The organism is Shinella sp. G-2 (assembly GCF_050172695.1).
Taxonomy (GTDB): domain Bacteria; phylum Pseudomonadota; class Alphaproteobacteria; order Rhizobiales; family Rhizobiaceae; genus Shinella.
This window is the reverse complement of record NZ_JBBEYH010000006.1, coordinates 146,723-164,559: the sequence shown is the minus strand read 5'-3', so window position 1 is coordinate 164,559 and position 17,837 is coordinate 146,723. Positions and strand designations below refer to the sequence as shown.

Annotated in this window: 20 protein-coding genes; 10 read left to right on the top strand and 10 right to left on the bottom strand. The window is 65.4% G+C overall.

The window, feature by feature from the left end; translation table 11 throughout:
- Positions 1 to 133 precede the first annotated feature (133 nt).
- The 7 genes from V8U06_RS13055 (at position 134) to V8U06_RS13025 (ending at position 5,043) form a co-directional block, all read left to right on the top strand.
- Positions 134 to 976: a transporter substrate-binding domain-containing protein gene (locus V8U06_RS13055; RefSeq protein WP_427140998.1), complete on the top strand. Its 843-nt coding sequence runs from the start codon at positions 134 to 136 to the stop codon at positions 974 to 976.
- A 50-nt stretch (positions 977 to 1,026) separates the two neighbouring features.
- Positions 1,027 to 1,689 carry an amino acid ABC transporter permease gene (locus V8U06_RS13050; RefSeq protein ID WP_427140997.1) on the top strand — a complete coding sequence of 221 codons (663 nt, stop codon included), beginning with the start codon at positions 1,027 to 1,029 and terminating at the stop codon, positions 1,687 to 1,689.
- 5 nt (positions 1,690 to 1,694) lie between these two features.
- Entirely contained in the window at positions 1,695 to 2,357 is a 663-nt protein-coding gene (locus tag V8U06_RS13045; protein WP_427140996.1) for an amino acid ABC transporter permease, read from the top strand.
- Between the two features lie 13 nt (positions 2,358 to 2,370).
- Entirely contained in the window at positions 2,371 to 3,141 is a 771-nt protein-coding gene (locus V8U06_RS13040) for an amino acid ABC transporter ATP-binding protein (protein ID WP_226922590.1), read from the top strand.
- A 30-nt stretch (positions 3,142 to 3,171) separates the two neighbouring features.
- Positions 3,172 to 3,561 carry a RidA family protein gene (locus V8U06_RS13035; protein ID WP_427140995.1) on the top strand — a complete coding sequence of 130 codons (390 nt, stop codon included), beginning with the start codon at positions 3,172 to 3,174 and terminating at the stop codon, positions 3,559 to 3,561.
- 188 nt (positions 3,562 to 3,749) lie between these two features.
- Positions 3,750 to 4,655 carry a glutathione-dependent disulfide-bond oxidoreductase gene (yghU, locus tag V8U06_RS13030; RefSeq protein WP_427140994.1) on the top strand — a complete coding sequence of 302 codons (906 nt, stop codon included), beginning with the start codon at positions 3,750 to 3,752 and terminating at the stop codon, positions 4,653 to 4,655.
- 10 nt (positions 4,656 to 4,665) lie between these two features.
- Positions 4,666 to 5,043 carry a hypothetical protein gene (locus V8U06_RS13025; protein WP_226922587.1) on the top strand — a complete coding sequence of 126 codons (378 nt, stop codon included), beginning with the start codon at positions 4,666 to 4,668 and terminating at the stop codon, positions 5,041 to 5,043.
- 6 nt (positions 5,044 to 5,049) lie between these two features.
- Here the strand turns inward: V8U06_RS13025 and V8U06_RS13020 are convergent, their stop codons facing one another.
- Positions 5,050 to 6,231: a GGDEF domain-containing protein gene (locus tag V8U06_RS13020; RefSeq protein ID WP_427140993.1), complete on the bottom strand. Its 1,182-nt coding sequence runs from the start codon at positions 6,229 to 6,231 to the stop codon at positions 5,050 to 5,052.
- A 329-nt stretch (positions 6,232 to 6,560) separates the two neighbouring features.
- Here V8U06_RS13020 and V8U06_RS13015 point away from each other — a divergent pair, with 329 nt between their 5' ends.
- A complete protein-coding gene (locus V8U06_RS13015) occupies positions 6,561 to 7,145 on the top strand; it encodes a tyrosine phosphatase family protein (RefSeq protein WP_427140992.1) in 585 nt (194 codons plus the stop codon).
- 1 nt (position 7,146) lies between these two features.
- Here V8U06_RS13015 and V8U06_RS13010 read toward each other — a convergent pair whose 3' ends face one another.
- From V8U06_RS13010 to nirK, 4 genes are all read right to left on the bottom strand, one after another.
- Positions 7,147 to 7,308 (bottom strand): hypothetical protein, encoded by a 162-nt coding sequence (locus V8U06_RS13010; RefSeq protein ID WP_427140991.1) that lies wholly within the window; start codon positions 7,306 to 7,308, stop codon positions 7,147 to 7,149.
- Positions 7,309 to 7,399: 91 nt separating this feature from the next.
- Complete coding sequence (locus tag V8U06_RS13005; protein WP_427140990.1) at positions 7,400 to 8,095, bottom strand: Crp/Fnr family transcriptional regulator; 696 nt, start codon at positions 8,093 to 8,095, stop codon at positions 7,400 to 7,402.
- 62 nt (positions 8,096 to 8,157) lie between these two features.
- Entirely contained in the window at positions 8,158 to 9,072 is a 915-nt protein-coding gene (locus tag V8U06_RS13000) for an SUMF1/EgtB/PvdO family nonheme iron enzyme (RefSeq protein WP_427140989.1), read from the bottom strand.
- A gap of 132 nt (positions 9,073 to 9,204) precedes the next feature.
- Positions 9,205 to 10,347, bottom strand: a complete 1,143-nt coding sequence (gene nirK, locus V8U06_RS12995) for a copper-containing nitrite reductase (RefSeq protein ID WP_427140988.1) — start codon at positions 10,345 to 10,347, stop codon at positions 9,205 to 9,207.
- A gap of 213 nt (positions 10,348 to 10,560) precedes the next feature.
- Here nirK and V8U06_RS12990 point away from each other — a divergent pair, with 213 nt between their 5' ends.
- Positions 10,561 to 11,775, top strand: a complete 1,215-nt coding sequence (locus V8U06_RS12990) for an NnrS family protein (RefSeq protein WP_427140987.1) — start codon at positions 10,561 to 10,563, stop codon at positions 11,773 to 11,775.
- 37 nt (positions 11,776 to 11,812) lie between these two features.
- Here the strand turns inward: V8U06_RS12990 and V8U06_RS12985 are convergent, their stop codons facing one another.
- Genes V8U06_RS12985 through V8U06_RS12970 form a run of 4 tightly spaced genes read right to left on the bottom strand, consistent with a single transcriptional unit; the run spans position 11,813 to position 14,301 of the window.
- Positions 11,813 to 12,106 carry a metal-sulfur cluster assembly factor gene (locus tag V8U06_RS12985; RefSeq protein WP_427140986.1) on the bottom strand — a complete coding sequence of 98 codons (294 nt, stop codon included), beginning with the start codon at positions 12,104 to 12,106 and terminating at the stop codon, positions 11,813 to 11,815.
- Between the two features lie 4 nt (positions 12,107 to 12,110).
- On the bottom strand, positions 12,111 to 12,644 hold the full coding sequence (locus tag V8U06_RS12980; protein ID WP_427140985.1) for a DUF2249 domain-containing protein: 534 nt from the start codon (positions 12,642 to 12,644) through the stop codon (positions 12,111 to 12,113).
- Positions 12,645 to 12,647: 3 nt separating this feature from the next.
- Positions 12,648 to 13,997: a hypothetical protein gene (locus tag V8U06_RS12975; protein ID WP_427140984.1), complete on the bottom strand. Its 1,350-nt coding sequence runs from the start codon at positions 13,995 to 13,997 to the stop codon at positions 12,648 to 12,650.
- Between the two features lie 25 nt (positions 13,998 to 14,022).
- A complete protein-coding gene (locus V8U06_RS12970) occupies positions 14,023 to 14,301 on the bottom strand; it encodes a DUF2249 domain-containing protein (protein ID WP_427140983.1) in 279 nt (92 codons plus the stop codon).
- 225 nt (positions 14,302 to 14,526) lie between these two features.
- On the opposite strand from V8U06_RS12970, the gene hemN reads away from it, so the two are divergent.
- Entirely contained in the window at positions 14,527 to 15,879 is a 1,353-nt protein-coding gene (gene hemN, locus V8U06_RS12965; RefSeq protein WP_427140982.1) for an oxygen-independent coproporphyrinogen III oxidase, read from the top strand.
- A 57-nt stretch (positions 15,880 to 15,936) separates the two neighbouring features.
- Here the strand turns inward: hemN and V8U06_RS12960 are convergent, their stop codons facing one another.
- Positions 15,937 to 17,835: a nitric oxide reductase activation protein NorD gene (locus tag V8U06_RS12960; RefSeq protein WP_427140981.1), complete on the bottom strand. Its 1,899-nt coding sequence runs from the start codon at positions 17,833 to 17,835 to the stop codon at positions 15,937 to 15,939.
- Between the last annotated feature and the right edge of the window lie 2 nt (positions 17,836 to 17,837).

Sequence of the window (17,837 nt, the reverse complement as noted above, 5' to 3'; positions counted from 1 at the left end):
ATACAATGGGCCGTGTGTTTTAGGAATCCCTATTGACAAGCCCGCGGCCTTGGCGCTTCATACGGCATCCGGTAAAATAGACGAGTGTCCATTATATTGGATTTCATAAATGCGTTCACTTGGGGGGAGCACCATGAACCTTTCTTTCCGCGCCGGCGCGCTGTCGCTGGCCGTTTCCGCCGCGCTGTTTGCAACGCCCGTCCTCGCCGACGGCAGCAAGCTCGATGAGGTCATCGCCCGCGGCCACCTGATCCTCGGCACCGGCAGCACGAATGCGCCCTGGCACTTCAAGAGTGCGGAAGACAAGCTGCAGGGCTTCGACGTGGATATGGGCCGTATCATCGCCAAGGCGCTGTTCGGCGATCCCGACAAGATCGAGTATGTCAACCAGTCGTCCGACGCGCGCATTCCGAACATCACGACGGACAAGGTGGATATCACCTGCCAGTTCATGACGGTGACGGGCGAGCGCGCCCAGCAGATCGCCTTCACCATTCCCTACTACCGCGAAGGCGTCGGCCTGATGCTGAAGGGGGATGGGCAGTATGCCGACTATGCGGCGCTGAAGGCGGCGGGATCTTCCGTCACCATCTCCGTTCTGCAGAACGTCTATGCCGAGGCGATGGTGCATGCCGCGCTGCCGGAAGCGACGGTCGATCAGTACGAATCCGTCGACCTGATCTATCAGGCCCTGGAATCGGGTCGCGCCGATGCCGTCGCCACCGACCAGTCGTCGCTCGCCTGGTACATGACGCAGAACCCCGGCCGCTACAAGGACGCCGGCTACGGCTGGAACCCGCAGACCTATGCCTGCGGCGTCAAGCGCGGCGACCAGGACTGGCTGAACTTCGTCAACACCGCCCTGCACGAAGCCATGACCGGTGTCGAGTTCGACTTCTACGCCACGTCCTACAAGACCTGGTTCGGCAAGGAACTGACGCCTCCGCAGATCGGCTTCCCGGTCGAATACAAGTAATCGTCAGGGGAGCGGGGTTCGCCTCGCTCTCCAAACCGGGATAGCCTGCCATGGGTTACACGCTGAATTTCGGCGCCGTCTGGCGCAGCTTCGATCTGTTGCTCAGCGGTCTTGCGCTGAGCCTTGGCCTCGCCGTCATCTCCATCTTCATCGGTGCCGCCATCGGCCTTGCCGTCGCCTTCGCGCTGACGTCCAGGAACAGGCTTATCGGCGCACCGGCGCGGCTCTACGTCACGATCATCCGCAATCTGCCGATCCTCGTGCTGGTGCTCTTCGCCTATTTCGCTCTGCCGCAGATGGGCTTCCGGCTCGGCAAGATCCAGAGCTTCGTGCTGGTGCTCTCGCTCTATTCCGGCGCCTATCTCGCCGAGGTCTTCCGCGCCGGGCTTCTGTCCATTCCGCGCGGCCTGACCGAGGCCGGGCTGGCCATCGGCCTTACGCCCATGCAGATCCGCGGTTCGATCATCGCGCCGCTGATGTTCCGCAACGTGCTGCCTTCGCTCTCCTCCACGGTCATCTCGCTGTTCAAGGACACCTCGCTCGCCGCGGCCATCGCCGTGCCGGAGCTGACCTTCGCGGCGCGCAAGATCAACGTCGAGAGCTTCCGCGTCATCGAGACCTGGATGGTGACGTCCGCCCTCTATGTCGTCACCTGTTTCCTCATTGCCGCCCTGCTGCGCCTCATCGAGCGCCGGCTGGCCCTGCCGAGGTGATCCAGATGTCTTCCTTCGCCTTCCTCGAACAGCTCTGGGGCGCTCGCTACGTCATCCTGAGCGGTCTCGGCACCACCGTTTCCATCTCGTTGCTCGCCATCGTCGCCGGCTCGCTGTTCGGCGTCTTCGTCGGCCTCGCGCTCGTCTATGGCGGCAGGGTCCTGCGTCTCGTCGTGCGCGCCTATACCGACATCATTCGCGGCACGCCGGTGCTGGTGCTCGTGCTTGCGAGCTACTATGTCTCGGCGGCGGCCGGCATCGATCTCGGTCCCTTCTCGGCCGGCATCCTGGCGCTGGCGGTTTTCTGCTCCTCGCATATCGGCGAGATCGTGCGCGGCGCGCTGCAGGCGATCCCGAAGGGGCAGACGGAGGCCGCCAAGGCCATCGGCCTCACCTTCAGTCAGACCTTTACCTCGGTGCTCTGGCCCCAGGCGCTGCGCCAGTGCCTGCCGGCCTGGGTCAACACCGCCGCCGAAATGGTGAAGGCCTCCACGCTGCTCTCCGTCATCGGCGTTGCCGAACTGCTCCTGCGCACGCAGGAGATCATCTCGCGCAACTTCATGAGCCTCCAGTTCTATTTCCTGGCCGGGGCTCTTTATTTCATCGTCAACTTCGGCATCGAGCGTCTCGGCAAATATGTCGAACGCAAGACCGCCCTGCCGTCCTGAGGAGACCCGACCGATGGCCAAGACCATTCTCGACATCAAGGGCCTGCGCAAGACCTACGGCCAGAACGAGGTGCTGAAAAGCGTCGACTGCACGGTTGCGGAGGGCGAGGTGATTTCCATCATCGGCTCCTCCGGTTCCGGCAAGACGACCATGCTTCGCTGCATCAACATGCTGGAGGAATTCCAGGGCGGCACGATCCGCCTCGACGGCGAGGAGATCGGCTACCACGTCGAAGGCGCGACACGCCGGCGCAAGAGCGAGAAGGAGATCGCCCGCCAGCGCGCGCTGACGGGCATGGCCTTCCAGCAGTTCAATCTCTTCCCGCATATGACCGCGGCCGAGAATGTCATGCTCGGCCTCATCAAGGTGAAGAAGATGGCCAAGCCCGAGGCGCGCGCCATCGCGGAGAAATGGCTGGACCGCGTCGGCCTTGCCGCCCGCACCAACCACTATCCCGGCCAGCTCTCCGGCGGCCAGCAGCAGCGCGTCGCCATTGCCCGTGCCATCGCCATGTCGCCGCGCCTCATGCTGTTCGACGAAGTAACCTCCGCTCTCGATCCGGAACTGGTGGGCGAGGTGCTGCAGGTCATCAAGGGCCTTGCCGCCGACGGCATGACCATGCTGCTCGTCACGCACGAGATGCGTTTCGCCTTCGAGGTCTCCTCGCGCGTCATCTTCATGAACCAGGGCGTCATCTGCGAGGAAGGCGACCCGAAGGAAATGTTCGTACAGCCGAAGACCGAGCGGCTCGCCGAGTTCCTCAAGACGTCCAGTTTCAACTAAGCCAGTTTCAACCAGAAAAGAGAGAATTCCATGACGATCAAGCGTTATGGCGCCGGGGAAACCGGCGCCGGCGGCCAGCCGCTGCCCTTCGCCCGCGCCACCGAAGCCGCCGGCTGGCTCTATGTCTCCGGCCAGGTGCCGATGGAAAAGGGCGAGATCGTTTCCGGCGGCATCGTCGCCGAGAGCCGCAAGGCCATCGAGAACATGATCGCCATTCTCCATGAGGCCGGTTACGGCGTCGATGATATCGTGCGCATCGGCGTCTGGCTCGACGATCCGCGCGACTTCTGGAGCTTCAACGGCGTCTATGCCGAGTATTTCGGCAAGAACCCGCCGGCCCGCGCCTGCGTGCAGTCGCGCATGATGGTCGATTGCCGCGTGGAAATCGACTGCGTCGCCTATCGCGCGGATCGCGCGTAAGACCTTGCGAAATCCGCTCCGGTCGCGATCTCCGCGACCGGACGCCCGGACGGCGAACGAAAATTCCTTGGGCGGCGCCGAACCGGAACCCGCATGCCTAGAAGGCGGCGTGCGGACGGTATAGAACTGCGCGAAGCAGCCGGCTCTTTGCGTCGGCATCGTGCGCATTCTTCGACAAGGATCGTTTCATGACCGAAAAATCTCCCGCCGACAATTTCCCCGCCGGCTACGAGCCCGCTGAGGTCTGGACCTGGGACAAGGGCAATGGCGGCGCCTTCGCCAATATCAACCGCCCCATCGCCGGCCCGACCCACGACAAGGAGCTGCCTGTCGGCAAACATCCCCTGCAGCTCTATTCGCTGGCGACGCCGAATGGCGTGAAGGTCTCGATCCTGCTGGAGGAGCTTCTGGCCGCCGGCCATGCGGGCGCGGAATACGATGCCTGGCCGATCCGCATCGGCGATGGCGACCAGTTCGGTTCCGGTTTCGTCGACGTCAATCCGAACTCCAAGATCCCGGCGCTGATGGACCATGCGCCGAAGGGCGGCGGCGAGCCGGTGCGCATCTTCGAGTCGGCCTCGATCCTGCTCTATCTCGCAGAAAAATTCGGTGCCTTCCTGCCGACCGACCTGCGCGCCCGGACGGAAACCTTCAACTGGCTGTTCTGGCAGATGGGCTCGGCGCCCTTCCTCGGCGGCGGCTTCGGTCACTTCTATGCCTATGCGCCGATCCGCATCAAATATGCCATCGACCGCTACGCCATGGAGGTGAAGCGCCAGCTCGACGTGCTCGACCGCCAGCTTGCCGACAACCGCTTCGTGGCAGGTGCCGACTACACCATTGCCGACATGGCGATCTGGCCTTGGTATGGCAGCCTTGCCCAGAACAAGCAGTATGGCGATGCCGGAACGTTCCTCGAGGTCGAGACCTACAAGAACGTCCAGCGCTGGACGGCCGAGATCGCTGCGCGTCCGGCAGTCATCCGCGGCCGCATGGTCAACCGGCTGAACGGCGATCCCGCCGAGCAGCTGCACGAACGGCACGATGCCTCCGACTTCGACACGAAGACGCAGGACAAGATCGGCAAGGCATAAGGACAAGCGGATGGCGAACCTGCCCGACATGACCAAACATCGCGGCTTCCCGTCCGGCATGCCGGGCACGGGGATCCAGTTCACCATCCGTCGCGCCAATCCGCGCGGGGTGACGCCGATCAAGGCGCTGCCCCGCAAGGCACGGCCGGGCACGGCCGAGCACCGCATCGATGCCGCCTTCCTGCATGCCCTCTGGCATTATTTCGGGGACGAGCCCTTCGAACGCGGCAATCTCGACGCCGCGCGGCTCAATCTGCTCTTCGGCCGCGAGGTTCTGCCGGCCGAGAAGGATTTCGACCCGCTGTCCTACGAGGCGCTTTTCATCATCAACGAGAAAGTCGCCCGCCAGAGCTTCCCGGAATCCTTCGAGGACGTCTTCGAAGTCTGAAGGGGGTCAGGCGACGCGGGTGCCGGGCACGAGGCCGTCCGCGAGCGCCACGGTGTTCCTGCCCCTGTGCTTGGCCTCGTAGAGCGCTCCGTCCGCCACCTGCAGCAATTTCTCCAGCGTGGTGCCGGCGGGCTCGGCAAGCGCGACACCCAGGCTCACGGTGACGCAACCGTCGTCCAGACCGCGGTGGTCGATGGCGAGGTCTTCTATGGCAGCGCGGATGCGCTCCGCCATGGCGAGAGCCGTCAGCGGCTCCGCACAGGCGGAAAGCACGAGGATTTCCTCCCCGCCGAAGCGGAAGACGAAGGCGGCCTCATCCGCCGTCCGGCGGATGCAGTGCGCGACGGCGCGGATGCAGGCATCGCCCTCGATATGGCCGTGCACGTCGTTGAAGCGCTTGAAGTGATCGATATCGAGCAGGATGGCCGAGACGGCGGAAGCGCCGGCGCCCGTCCACAGCCGCTCGCCGGTGCGCGCCAGCGAGCGCCGGTTGAGGAGGCCGGTCAGTTCGTCGCGTTCGGCATTGCGCTCCAGCTGGTCGTAGAGCAGGCCGGCCCGCAACTGGTTGAGGAAGTTCTGCCGGTCCTTCTGTTCCAGGAAATAGGCGCTGACGGCCAGGAAGATCGAAAGCGTGACGTAGAAGGTGATGATGCCGGAATAGGTGACGGCATCGAAGGCGCCTGTCAGCTTCGTCGTGGTGAAATGCGAGGCGCACATCAGAACAAGGCCGGCCAATATGGCGGGAAAGCGCGGCCGGAGCGCGATGACGAAGAACAGGAAGGCGGCGGAATTGCCGTTCTGGTAGACGAAGAGATAGGGGCTGGCGCTCTGCGTGGCGGCGAGCATGGGCAACGTCACCCCCAGAACGGCGATGGCGACGGACAGGATGTCGTAGAGCAGGGCATTGCGCCAGCGTCGGACCGCGACGATGCAGCCGATGACGAAGGGCGTGAAGACGAGGAAGCGTGCGACGAGCAGCTCCCCGAACACGTCCGCCATCATTGTGCGGTCACCGAAATAAACGAGATCGTAGATCAGCGTGCCGACCACGCCCCAGATGAGGGCGAGCCGCACGCGTTCGTCCGCATAGTCCTTGCGGAAGGCCGCTTCCACACCGGGCGCAAAGCGCAGAAAGGGGAAACCTTTTGCGATCTGGCGCTCCACCTGCTCCAGCGTCACCACGCCCATCGGAAGTCCCTGCCTGCATGAAGTCCGCTGACGTTACGGCAGAATGCTGAACAACCACCTAAAGTCCGACACTCGCTCCGAGGGTATTCGCGATCCGATATGGCGGGCCGATGCGGGGGCGTTTTCCGGTGAGCCATGCCGGAATGCGCGGGTTCGCGCAGAAGGCGCGTTGTCGTGCCGCCCGGTTTTGACTATCAATCGCTCTGCAGGATCGCCATGTCGACGCACCGCCGACGGCGCGGATCGATGTGGACATGCACCGCCATCTTTGATCCCCTTGCACGCGGGGGAGCAGAACCCGTCATACGTAGAATTTGAAGGACAAGAACATGGATATGGTTTTCTCGCCGGTGCTGACGGTTTGCGGCATCGAGGAGCTGCCCGGCCAGAGCGCTCGCAACGTCACCCATGTTCTCTCGCTCATCGACCCGGATCATCCCGAACTGGAGGCCTTCACCGCCTACGGCAGGCATGAGCGCACGACGCTGCGGTTCCACGATATCATCGCTGCCGCGCCCGGTCGCGTGATGCCGACGGCCGATCATGTCGCGGCGATCCTCGGCTTCGGCGCGGATTTCCTCGAACTCAGGGAGAAGCAGGCGCAGAGCCATCTCCTCGTCCATTGCCACATGGGCATATCGCGCTCGACGGCCGCCATGCTGGCGCTGATGGCGCAGGCCAATCCGGACGAGGAGGCGGAGAGCCTCTTTGCCCGCCTCGTCGCCATCCGCCCGCAGGCCTGGCCGAATTCGCAGATGATCGGTTTTGCCGATGAGCAGCTTGGCCGCAAGGGAGAGCTGACGGCCGGGCTCGGCCGCCACTACGGCCGGCAGATCAAGGGACGCCCGCAGTTCACCGAATGGATGACGACCCTCGGCCGCGAGGCCGAGCTTCGCATGGCTGTGCTGGACTGAACTAGACACTCGCCGGCGCGATGAACTGGTAATAGGCCCAGACAAGCACGACGGCGGCTGAGACGAGGAGCCAGATCAGGCCCTTGCGCGGCCCCGGCGCGGCGGGCTTGTTCTCCTGCTTCGGCTTCGGACGCTCGAATTTCAGCACGTTGTTGTCGTTCAAGGCGCCCTCCCTTGCGCAGCCAGTTGCCGCAAGACTTAGCGGCGGTTCCCCCATTCCGGCAAGGGCCGACAGGGACGGATGAAGAATAGCGTTAATCCCGTGGTCCGTCAGCCAGCGCCGAAAGGCCGGCGAGGTCACGGACGAGGAGTTTCTGGCGACCGCCTTCGACGAGCCCCTGAGATTCCCAGGCACTGAGGATGCGCGAGACCGTGTGCAGCGTCGTGCCGGTCATCTCGGCGATGTCCTGCCGGGAGATCGGAAAATCGATCCGGATGCCCTCGCCCTCCTTCCGGCCGGCCTGCTTGGACAGGCGCAGCACCGCATGGGCGACGCGGCGCTCCACTTCCTGCGTGGACATTTCGCGGATGCGGGTATGTGCCTCCTCCAGCCGCTGGCCGATGGTCTGCATGGCGGTGACGGCAAGGCGGGGATTCTGCTCGACGAAATGCGGCCAGAGATCCGTCGGCCAGCCGAGGATCACGCTTTCGGTCGCCGCGCGCGCGGTGCCGGGATAGTCGGAACGCTGGAGGGCCTTGGCAAAGCCGAAGAGATCGCCGGGATGCACGACGCGCACGATGATCTGCTGGCCGTCCTCGGTCACCTGGGTCACCTTGAGACGGCCATGCAGCAGCAGGAAGAAACTCGTCGCCGCCTGACCCTGCTCGAAGATGGCATCGCCCTGCGCCACGCGGCGCGCGGTCGCATGGGTCAGCAGCCTGTCGAGGTCTTCGTCGCTCATCCTCTCGAACAGGGCGAGCGAGCGGACGACGGTCCGGTCAATCTTCACAATCGCATTCCTCTCGCGTGAAAGTTACCGGCTTCTATCACGCCTGTCGCCCTGCCGGAAGTTCAGAGCGGAATGCCGCGCGCGCGAAGTGCCGCAAGGAGCGGCGCATACCAGCGCGTATCCTTGACCAGCCGGAAGCCGACATTGTCGGGCGGAACGCCGACCGCGCAGCCGCCACCCTTCGGATTGCGCACGAACGAACTCATCGCGGCGCGATGCTTGCCGCTCGCCACATAGATGCCGCAGGACGAGACATCGTTCACCACATAGCCCTCCTTATCGAGATTGACGCGCCGGTTGCAGGTCGCCGTCCATTCCCAGACATTGCCGGCGAAATCGGCCAGGCCGTATTCGTTCTCGCCGAACCGGCCAAGCGGCTGGGGAACGGGATCGCGCGAGGCCTTGCGCGCCGCCTCGCGGCGATAGTCGGCAAGCCAGCGTTCGGCGGGGTTGGTGCTGTTGATGTCGACGCCCAGCGCATCGTCGGGAAAGCGCGTGCCCGCGGCGAAGGCAAGATCCCGGTCGCTTGGCAGCGTCCAGATTTCGCCGGTGCGCTCGCTCAGCCAGCCGGCATAGGCCACGGCGTCGTCATAGCTGACGCCGGTTGCGGGCGTATCGGCGGGATCGACCGGTGCAAAGCCCGGCTCGGCGGCCGGGCAGGCGCCGTCGGCCACGCAGCGTGCATAGTCGCCCGCCGTGACCTGGTATTTCATGATGGTGAGAGGACGGGTGACTGCGGCGGTCTTCACCGGTCCGTCGACGGCAAAGCCGTTGCGGTAGAATTCACCGCTGTCGCGGTAGGCGAAGCTGCGCGGAGCGATCTCGACCGTCAGCGGTTCGTCCAGGACCGGGCCGGCCGGCGCCGTGCGGATGAGACCGGTCTTGACCGCCATAGCGCCCGCAAGGGCGGCGAGCAGCAGGGCAGGAAGGGTCAGCGATGTCCAGAAAGGGCCGGGTCTCGATGTCAGAACCGCCATGGTGGCCTCCTTGCGCCTTGCCCGGACGATCGTTCGGCATCCGGGACAGGCGCGGATAGGGAGCCGGACCGCCGGCGGCGGCCCGGAAGGATGCGCCCGCCCGTGGACGGACGCATCGGGGAGCTTGTGGCGTCAGGCGCCGCTCGGGGGGGTGACCGAAGTCATCAGGTCGTCGTTCCATTCGCCCGTGACCGTGAAGTGGGCGGCCGCGCCGAGCTCGAAGGCCTCGATCAGGTTGTGGTTGACATAGGCGTAGATGCCCGGCTGCTCGAAGGTGTAGAAGGCCGCGCCTGCCGTGCCGCCGGGAATGAACCAGGTTTCCTGGTCGACGTCGGGCACGTTGCGGAACTTGCCGGTCGCCCAGACATAGTCGCCATGGCCGCCGATGAGATGCGGGCGCGTATCGCGATTGGCCTGCGAATGCACGATCAGCACCTTCTCGCCCACCTTGGCCTGCAGGGCGTTGTCGCCGGTCAGCGCCCCGACCGCGCCGTTGAAGACGATGTGGCTCGGGGTCAGTGTGCGCATGACCTTCAGCGTATCGCCATAGGCTTCGCCGACGCTGTCGTATTTCTTGTAGTTCCCCTCGGCGTCGCGAGGCACATAGAAATCCTGCTCGCCGACATAATAGACGCGGTCGTAGGTCAGCTCCTTGCCGTGCCCGTCCGACAGGCCCTCGCGCGGCAACACCATGATCGCGCCGTTCATGCCCGAGGTGACATGCCAGGGCACCATGCCGGGAGGTGCGCAATGGTAGACGAAGACGCCGGCCTTGGTGGCCTTGAAGCGCAGGACGGTGCGTTCACCGGGGTTGACCACCGTCAGCGCACCGCCGCCGAGGGCGCCGGTTGCCGAATGGAAGTCGATGTTGTGCTGCAACTCGTTGGTATCGGGGTTGATCAGCGTCAGCTCGACATAGTCGCCCTGGTGCACGACCATCAGGGGACCCGGAACCGAGCCGTTGAAGGTCATGGCGTGCACCTCGGTGCCCTTGTCGTCGAGGATCATCTTCTTTTCCTCGATCGTCATGGTGAATTCGTAGACTTTCGGGCCGCCCTCGGCCTTCTGGCTGTGAGCATGGACGAAGGGCGGCTTGACCAGCTCGACCTTCACCCGTTCCAGCTTGGCGATATCGGCCGCGGTTGCGGCAGCATTGGTCGTGACGGCGCCGCCTTCGGCCCGCGCCACCGACGCCGCAATGATCGGCGTCAGGACGCCGGCAAAGGCGGCACCGCCGAGAATGGTGCGGCGTGTCATCTGAAACTGCTCAGTCATTGCATTTCTCCTTTTCAAAGGACGGAGCGGTGTATCGCCCCGTCCCTTCTGTTCTAGGAGCATTCGCGCCGACCTCTTTGTGATGGCTCAAACAGGCCTTTGCGGCCGCTGCGGCATTTTGGCAGGGGCCGATTTGCTCTTTGCCATCTCGCAAAGAAGCCGCCGGACGGCTGCCCTAGAAAGAGCTGACGATTGCAAAGGAAAGAGACGATCATGAACGCTAGCCAACCTGCAGCGCGTGTCAGCCGCGCCGTCCCGCGCGGCCTCTCGCGCACCGGCCCGGTGCTGTTTTCCTATGGGTTCCGGCCCTTCTTTCTGGGCGGGGCGCTCTGGGCTATTGCCGCGATGGTGCTCTGGATCGCGGCTATCACCGGGCGGATCGAGCTTGCCGGCGACTACGGCGCGCCCAACTGGCACGCCCACGAGATGCTGTTCGGCTTCGCCTCGGCGGTGCTGGCCGGCTTCCTCCTGACGGCCGTGCCGAACTGGACCGGACGGCTGCCCGTCTCCGGCTGGCCGCTCGCCGGACTTTTCGGCCTGTGGTGCGCTGGGCGGATCGCCCTTCTCGCGACGGATGAAATCGGGCTTGTCGCGGCGGCCGTGATCGACGGTCTCTTCCTGCCCGTGCTCATGGCGATCTGCACGCGCGAGGTGGTGGCGGGGCGCAAATGGAAGGACCTGAAAGTGCTTGGCGGTCTGCTGGCGTTGTCGCTCGCCAACGCCGTCTTCCATGCCGCGGTGATCGAGGGGGGGCACGACCACCTCGCCATTCGCCTTGCCGTGGCCGCCTACGTGGTTCTGGTGACGATCGTCGGTGGCCGCATCGTGCCGAGTTTCACGCGCAACTGGCTCAACAAGTTCGGGCGTACGGATTTCCCGGTGCCCTATAACGGCTTCGACACCGTGGCGATCCTGGCCGGCGTCGCCGCCTTTGCCGTCTGGGTCGCGGTGCCGGAGCATCCGGTGACCGTCGGGCTCGGTCTTGCCGCCGCCGCATTGCATTGCATCCGCCTCCACCGCTGGCGGGGCTGGACGACGGCGCCGGAAAAGCTGCTCGTCATTCTCCACGTCGCCTATGCGTTCGTACCGCTCGGCTTCTTCGCCATCGCGCTGAGCGCCCTCGATGTTCTGGAGGAGCGTTCGGTGCTGCATCTGCTCTCGGTGGGCGCCATTGCCTGCATGATGCTGGCGGTGATGACGCGGGCGAGCCTTGGCCATACAGGCCGGGTTCTCGCGGCCTCGCGCCTCACCATGGCGGCCTACGCGGCGTTGATTCTCTGCGCCCTCGTGCGGCCGCTGGGAGAAATCCTTCCGGAGATGAGCCAGCACATCTATGGTGCGGCCGGCCTGCTCTGGATCGCAGCCTTCGGGCTCTTCTGCCTGGAATATGCGCCGATCCTGGCGCGCAAGCACCGCACCCCGCTCTGAAACGCGGAAGGCCCGGAGCTGTCTCCGGGCCTTCTTCTCAAGGCGCCATCATGTCAGGCGTCCAGGGCGGCTCATAGGTCATGGATACTTCGGCATATTCGACACCCGGTACGTACCAGACGCAGTTGCCGACTGCTTCCTTGAGGTAGCCGCTTGCCGGGCAACCGCGTGTCGTGGTGGTCATGGTGACGCGGGCGATGCCACCCTCTTCCACCGCGATGTCGTAGATCAGGCCGAGTTCGACAATGTTGCGGCCGATCTCCGGGTCGATGATCATGCGCAGCGCATTGCGGATATCGTCGGCGAGCGCCGTCTTTTCCTCTGCGTCCATCGTTTCAGGCCTTCGCTTGCCCGACGCGGACGAGGATGCGGTAGGCGCTGCCCGTCTCGTCGAAATTGCCGGCCCACTGGTGGCCGCGTTTCGTCAGTTCCGGGAACAGGAACAGCGGTTCGCGGGAAAGCACCGCGAAGAGGACGTCTCCCGCATCCAGCTTTTCCATGGCTGCAAGGATGCGCACCATGGGCTCCGGAGGGTCGAGGTCCGAAAGATCGAGATGGAAGGACGGATCCGGCCAGGTTTCCGGCCGGTCGGCATCGACGGAGATTTCCACCGGCGCAGCATCCTTCTGCGGCGTGAACAGGACTTCCCAATGCCCGCTTTCGATCTCGCGGGCCTCGTGGTCGAAGCCGCGCCCCTCCATGACGCGAAAGAGCGGCTGCGGGCGGAAGGGGGCGACGAGTTTCAGCCCCTGTCCGGGGGCAAGGGCCTGTACCGCCTGCATGATCTCCTGGAACGGTTCGCCGCCGCTCTGCAGGATCGGCCGCACGTCGAGCACCTTCGGTGCGATCCCGGGCGAAATGTTGGACATCGATTATCTCCTTGAAAGGGAAAGAGGCAGGAAGAGATGCGGCCGCACCATGCCCGCGGGAGAGCGGGTCGCTGCGGGCACGACGGTGAGCCGGCGCGCGCGAACGAACTCCCGCATCAGCGCCAGCGTGGAAATGAGCTGCAGGCCGACTGCGCCACGAAAGGAGCCGGGCGCGCCGACCGCAAGCGCCAGCGTGGCCGCAGCAACGGCGCTGTAATAGACGAAGAACAGGATACGCCCGCGGTTCTCCGCGACAAGGTCCTGCACGCGCGGCACAGGCGCGCGGCCGAGCACCGGGCCATAGGCCTCGAGCCATGTGAGGAAAGCGACGATCTTGTAGAGCTGCGCAAGGCCGAGGCCGGTCAGCCAGCCGAAGACGAGGAGATAGACCGCAGCCGCCACGCCCTCGCCTGCCCGTACCGCCGGAAGATTGAGCAGGACGATGGAAACCGCGAGGGATACGAAGGCCGGAAAGGTGGCGCGGATGTTCAGTTCCGCCTGCTTGCGCTTGCGTGCGCGATAAAGGTGCAGGACATCGCCGCCATAGAGCAGCACCGCTGCCAGCGACAGGACGAGTGCGATGGCAAGGAGGATGCTGCCGGAAAGGGAAAACAGCACGGCGGGAACGGCGGCGGCAGCGAGCCCGATCGCAAGCGCGGCTATCCACCAGGCCGCCCGGCTGCTGCGCCGCTCGGTTTCCGGGGCGAGCAGGAACATGGCGAGCAGTCGGTAACTGACCCCGACCGCCGTTATGGTGAGCCAGCCTGCGAGGCCGAGCATTGCATGCAAGGACAGGCCGTTGGCGACCAGTTGCGTCAGGGTATCGCTTTCGGCAAGGCCGGAAAGAGCAAGGGTGAAGGCGAAGCCGACGAGGACCGTACCGGCAAGCGCGGCAAGCCCGAGGGCGACGAAGCGGGCCGGCAGCGGCAGGGGGCGGGCCTGCCAGAGCGTCGCCGCCAGAAGGCCTGCGATCAGGCCGAAGCCGGAGAGAAGCAGGGTGCCGCCGAGCGGCAGCAGGGCAAGCGGCAGGTCCAGCGCGCCGGAAAGCCCGATGAAACCGGCGACGAGAAATCCGAGCCCTCCAAGGAGCAGCATCAATGCGGGCGCGGCGAAGCGCCCGCCGACGAGCGGCCGGGCGATCAGGACCGGTACGAACTGCAACAGCGCGCCGGCCATCAGCAGGCTCAGCCATCCGATAACAAGGACATGGACGAGCACCAGCGTTTCCGGGGCGCCGATGGACGCGGCCGGGTAGCCATAGCCCGCAACCATCAGCCCCTGCCCGGCCAGCAGCATGAGGCAGGCGGCGGCGAAGTAGGACATGGTCCAGCGGGAAAGCGTTGCGCCCGGCATGTCGGTCTCCCTCGCCGCGGATACTTTAGTGGTCCGAGCCGCAGCAGCAGTCGCAACCGCCGTCTTCCAGCCGGTCGATCTCGACGCACCAGACCTCTGGTCCTGCCTCCAGATAGTCCCAGCCGAACTGCCCGGGGAAATTCGTCTCCAACTGGTAGTGCAGCGGGCGCGGGTCGTGATCGCTGGTGATCAGCATGGACTTTCCGGGCAGCAACGCGCCGAGCATGCCGAAGATGCGCGGATGGCGCTCGCGCGGCGGCACGGTGCGGACGTCGATGAGGGGCTTTTCCTGGTGGTCTGTCATGTATTGGATTCCGTCCCGGCCGCTCGGATGGCGTTCCGGAAGGGTGCGGCCCGACACGACCGGAACCAGCTGACGCTAACGCCGCCGTCGGCGCGGCACTTTGACCATGCGCAAACAATTCGGGAATTCCGGCCGTCCTGCGCGCTGCTTGGCTTTTCGCAAAGAAGGAGGCCTTCGCCCCTCCTAGGCTTTCGTCAATCGAACATCCGCAAAGAGGAAAGCGCCATGCAACAGGCCCTGATCGACAAATACGGCGAGGCGCGTCTGCCACGCTATACGAGCTACCCGACCGCACCTGCCTTTTCGCCCGTCGTCGGCGCCGGGGCCTATGGCGACTGGCTCTCCGCCATCGAGCCGGACACGGAGGCCTCGCTCTACCTGCATATCCCGTTCTGCCGCTCCATGTGCTGGTACTGCGGCTGTCACACCACCATTACCCAGCGTGACGAGCCGATCCTCGACTATATCGACGTGCTGCGGAAGGAGTTCGACCTGGTCTCCGGGAAAACGGGCGCCCGCCCGCAGATCCGTCATGTGCATTTTGGCGGCGGCACGCCGACGATCATGCAGCCGGAAGAATTTTCCGCCCTGATCGCGCTTCTGCGCACGCGCTTCGCCTTCACATCGGGCATGGAGATCGCGGTCGAGATCGATCCACGCACGTTGACGCCCGAAATGGCTGCGGCGCTGGGGCAGTCGGGCGTTACCCGTGCCAGCCTCGGTGTGCAGAGTTTCGATCCCGTCGTGCAGAAGGCGATCAACCGCGTCCAGAGCGAGGCACAGACGATGGAGGCCGTGGTGCGGTTGCGCGAGGCCGGGGTCGGCGGCATCAACTTCGACCTCATCTATGGGCTGCCGCACCAGACCGTCGCGTCCTGCATCGCGACGGCGAAGGCGGCGGTCGCCATGCGGCCGGAACGGTTCGCCGTCTTCGGATACGCCCACATCCCCTCCTTCAAGAAACACCAGCGGCTGATCGACGAGCGCGCCCTGCCGGATGCGGCACGGCGTATCGAACAGGCGGAAGCGATTGCCGAGACGCTGGGCGGTGCCGGCTATGTTCGCATCGGCCTCGACCACTATGCCCTGCCGGGCGACAGTCTGGCGCTTGCGGCGCGGCACGGCCGGCTGCATCGCAATTTCCAGGGTTATACGACGGACGCCTGCACGACCCTCATCGGCTTCGGTGCATCGGCCATCGGGCGGATGCCGGACGGCTATATCCAGAACGAGGTGCCGCCGGGCCTCTATGCGCAACGCATCGCCTCCGGCCATCTCGCGACCGTCAAGGGCTACCGGCTCACCGCCGAAGATCGGCTGCGCGCGGAGATCATCGAGCGGCTGATGTGCGATTTCCGTGTCGATGCCGGCGCCATCGCCGCGCGCCGCGGCTTCGAGGTGGCCCCGCTGTTCGAGGGCAATGTGCGGCTTGCCGCACTGAAGGAGGATGGCGCCATCGATATCCACGATGGCATCGTCACGGTCCGGCAGGATCATCGCTTCATCATTCGCGCCGTCGCTGCCGCCTTCGACGCCTATATCGACCAATCGGCCCGCACGCACAGCAAGGCGGCATAATGCAAAAGGCCCGGCATGGTGCGGCATGCCGGGCCTTTCTCGCAGATCCTGTGCCCTCTATCCCACAAGACCGCGATAGATCGCCGGCAGCGCCGCTGGCAGCCGGGCGATGTTGCTGACAATGGCATAGCCGTTGCGGCCGAACATGGCCGGCACATAGGCCTGCGCCTCCCGGTCCACCGTCACTCCGAACACGCTGGTGCCGCTGCGCCGCGCTTCCATGACGGCGCGCCGGCTGTCCTCCAGCGCGAAACGGCCCTCGTAGTGGTCGACATCGTTCGGCTTGCCGTCGGTGAGGACGAGGAGGAGCTTGCGGCGGTTCGGCTGTTCGTTGAGCTTGGCCGCCGCGTGGCGGATCGCCGGACCGATGCGGGTGTAGAAGCCCGGCTTCAGCGCCGCGATGCGTGCTTCCACGCCATGGCCCATCGGCTCGCCGAAATCCTTGACGGTCTCGACGCGTACCCAGGAGCGGCGGCGTGAGGTGAAGGTGAGGATCGAATGGCTGTCGCCGCAGGCTGCAAGGCCGTGGGCGAGCACCAGCAGCGCCTCCTTTTCCACATCGAGCACCCGGCGGTTGTCGAACCAGGCATCGGTCGAGAGCGAGACGTCGACGAGAATGGTGACGGCAAGGTCATGCGCCTGCGGTTGGCTCATCAGGTGGATGCGATCGCTGCCCTGCCCGCCGGCTGCAAGGTCGCTGCGCGCCCGGACCACCGCGTCGAGATCGAGTTCCGCACCGTCGAGCTGCGCGCGCAGCATTTCATGGCGCGGGCGCAGCACTTCGAACTGCCGGCGCACGCGGCGGATCAGGCTCTTCGTGTCCGCGTCCGCCTCCGGCGCAATGGCCGTGTCCGGCGCGGGCGCGGCGAACACGCGGCAATGGTCCGGCAGATAGCTCGCGGTGCGATAATCCCATTCGGGATAGGTGTATTCGCCGGTCAACCGCGAACGGTCGAGCGCTTCCGGCGGCAGGTCGAGATCGAAACGGAAGCGGGCGGCGGGGCGGCCCTTCCGCTCGCCGAGCGTCATGTCGTCCAGCTCGTCGGCAGCGCTGGAATCGTGGTCGTCGCTGTCGTCGCCGGGACGGTCGAGATTGACCATCTCGGCCATGGCGAGGATCTTCTCGAAGCGATTGAGGATGAAGGGACTGCGTTCGCTCCTGCTGTTCTCCGCCTTCTCGCGCTGTGCGACATGGCGCCCCGTCTCGGCCGCCTCCGGCGCGCCACCCGCCGCGGGTTGATCCTCCTCCTCGCGCCCGTCGCCGTCCTCGCGCAACAGGGCGTCCGGCCAGAGCGGCACGGGCAGCATGGGCAGGTAACGCGGCGGCGCGCGGTGCGGGAAGATGACCGGCAGCGTGTCGTCGGAAAAGCCGGCGCCCTTCCTCAGGAGGCCGAGGATGCGGTTCTCGACATGGCGCTCGATGGACGGCAGCGGCCGGGCACGGCGGGCCTCGAGCGTCGCTGCGCAAAGCCGGCGGTAGCGCCTGACAAGACCCGGAAAGGCGGTCAGAACGGCCTTGGCCGTCGCTTCGGCGCGCTGGAGAAGGGCGAGGTCGCGCCGCAGCGGATCGCCTTCGGCCACCTTGTCGAGCGGCATGACGGCCATGGCAGCGGCGAGCCAGATAAAGAGATCGCGGTTGAGGTCCTTGTCGGGGAATAGCGCGATCTCACCGGGCAGCATCAGCGTCGCGTGGTCGCGGCCGGGTTGCACCAGCTTCTCTTCACCCAGACCCAGGCGCTGGCGCAACCGGAGACGGTGCGTCGAGGTGCGCCCGCGCGCCGGGGCGATCTGCACCGCGCCCTCCCCGCCGAAGCCACGGAAGCAGACGGCGAGCATCGGACGGATGTCCTCCAGGCGCATGGCATGTTCGCCGTGGCGCGGCCAGGTGGCGGTGTTGCCGATCAGCCGGTGCCAGGCGCGGCCGACGGTTTCCTCAAGCTCCAGGAAATCCAACATGG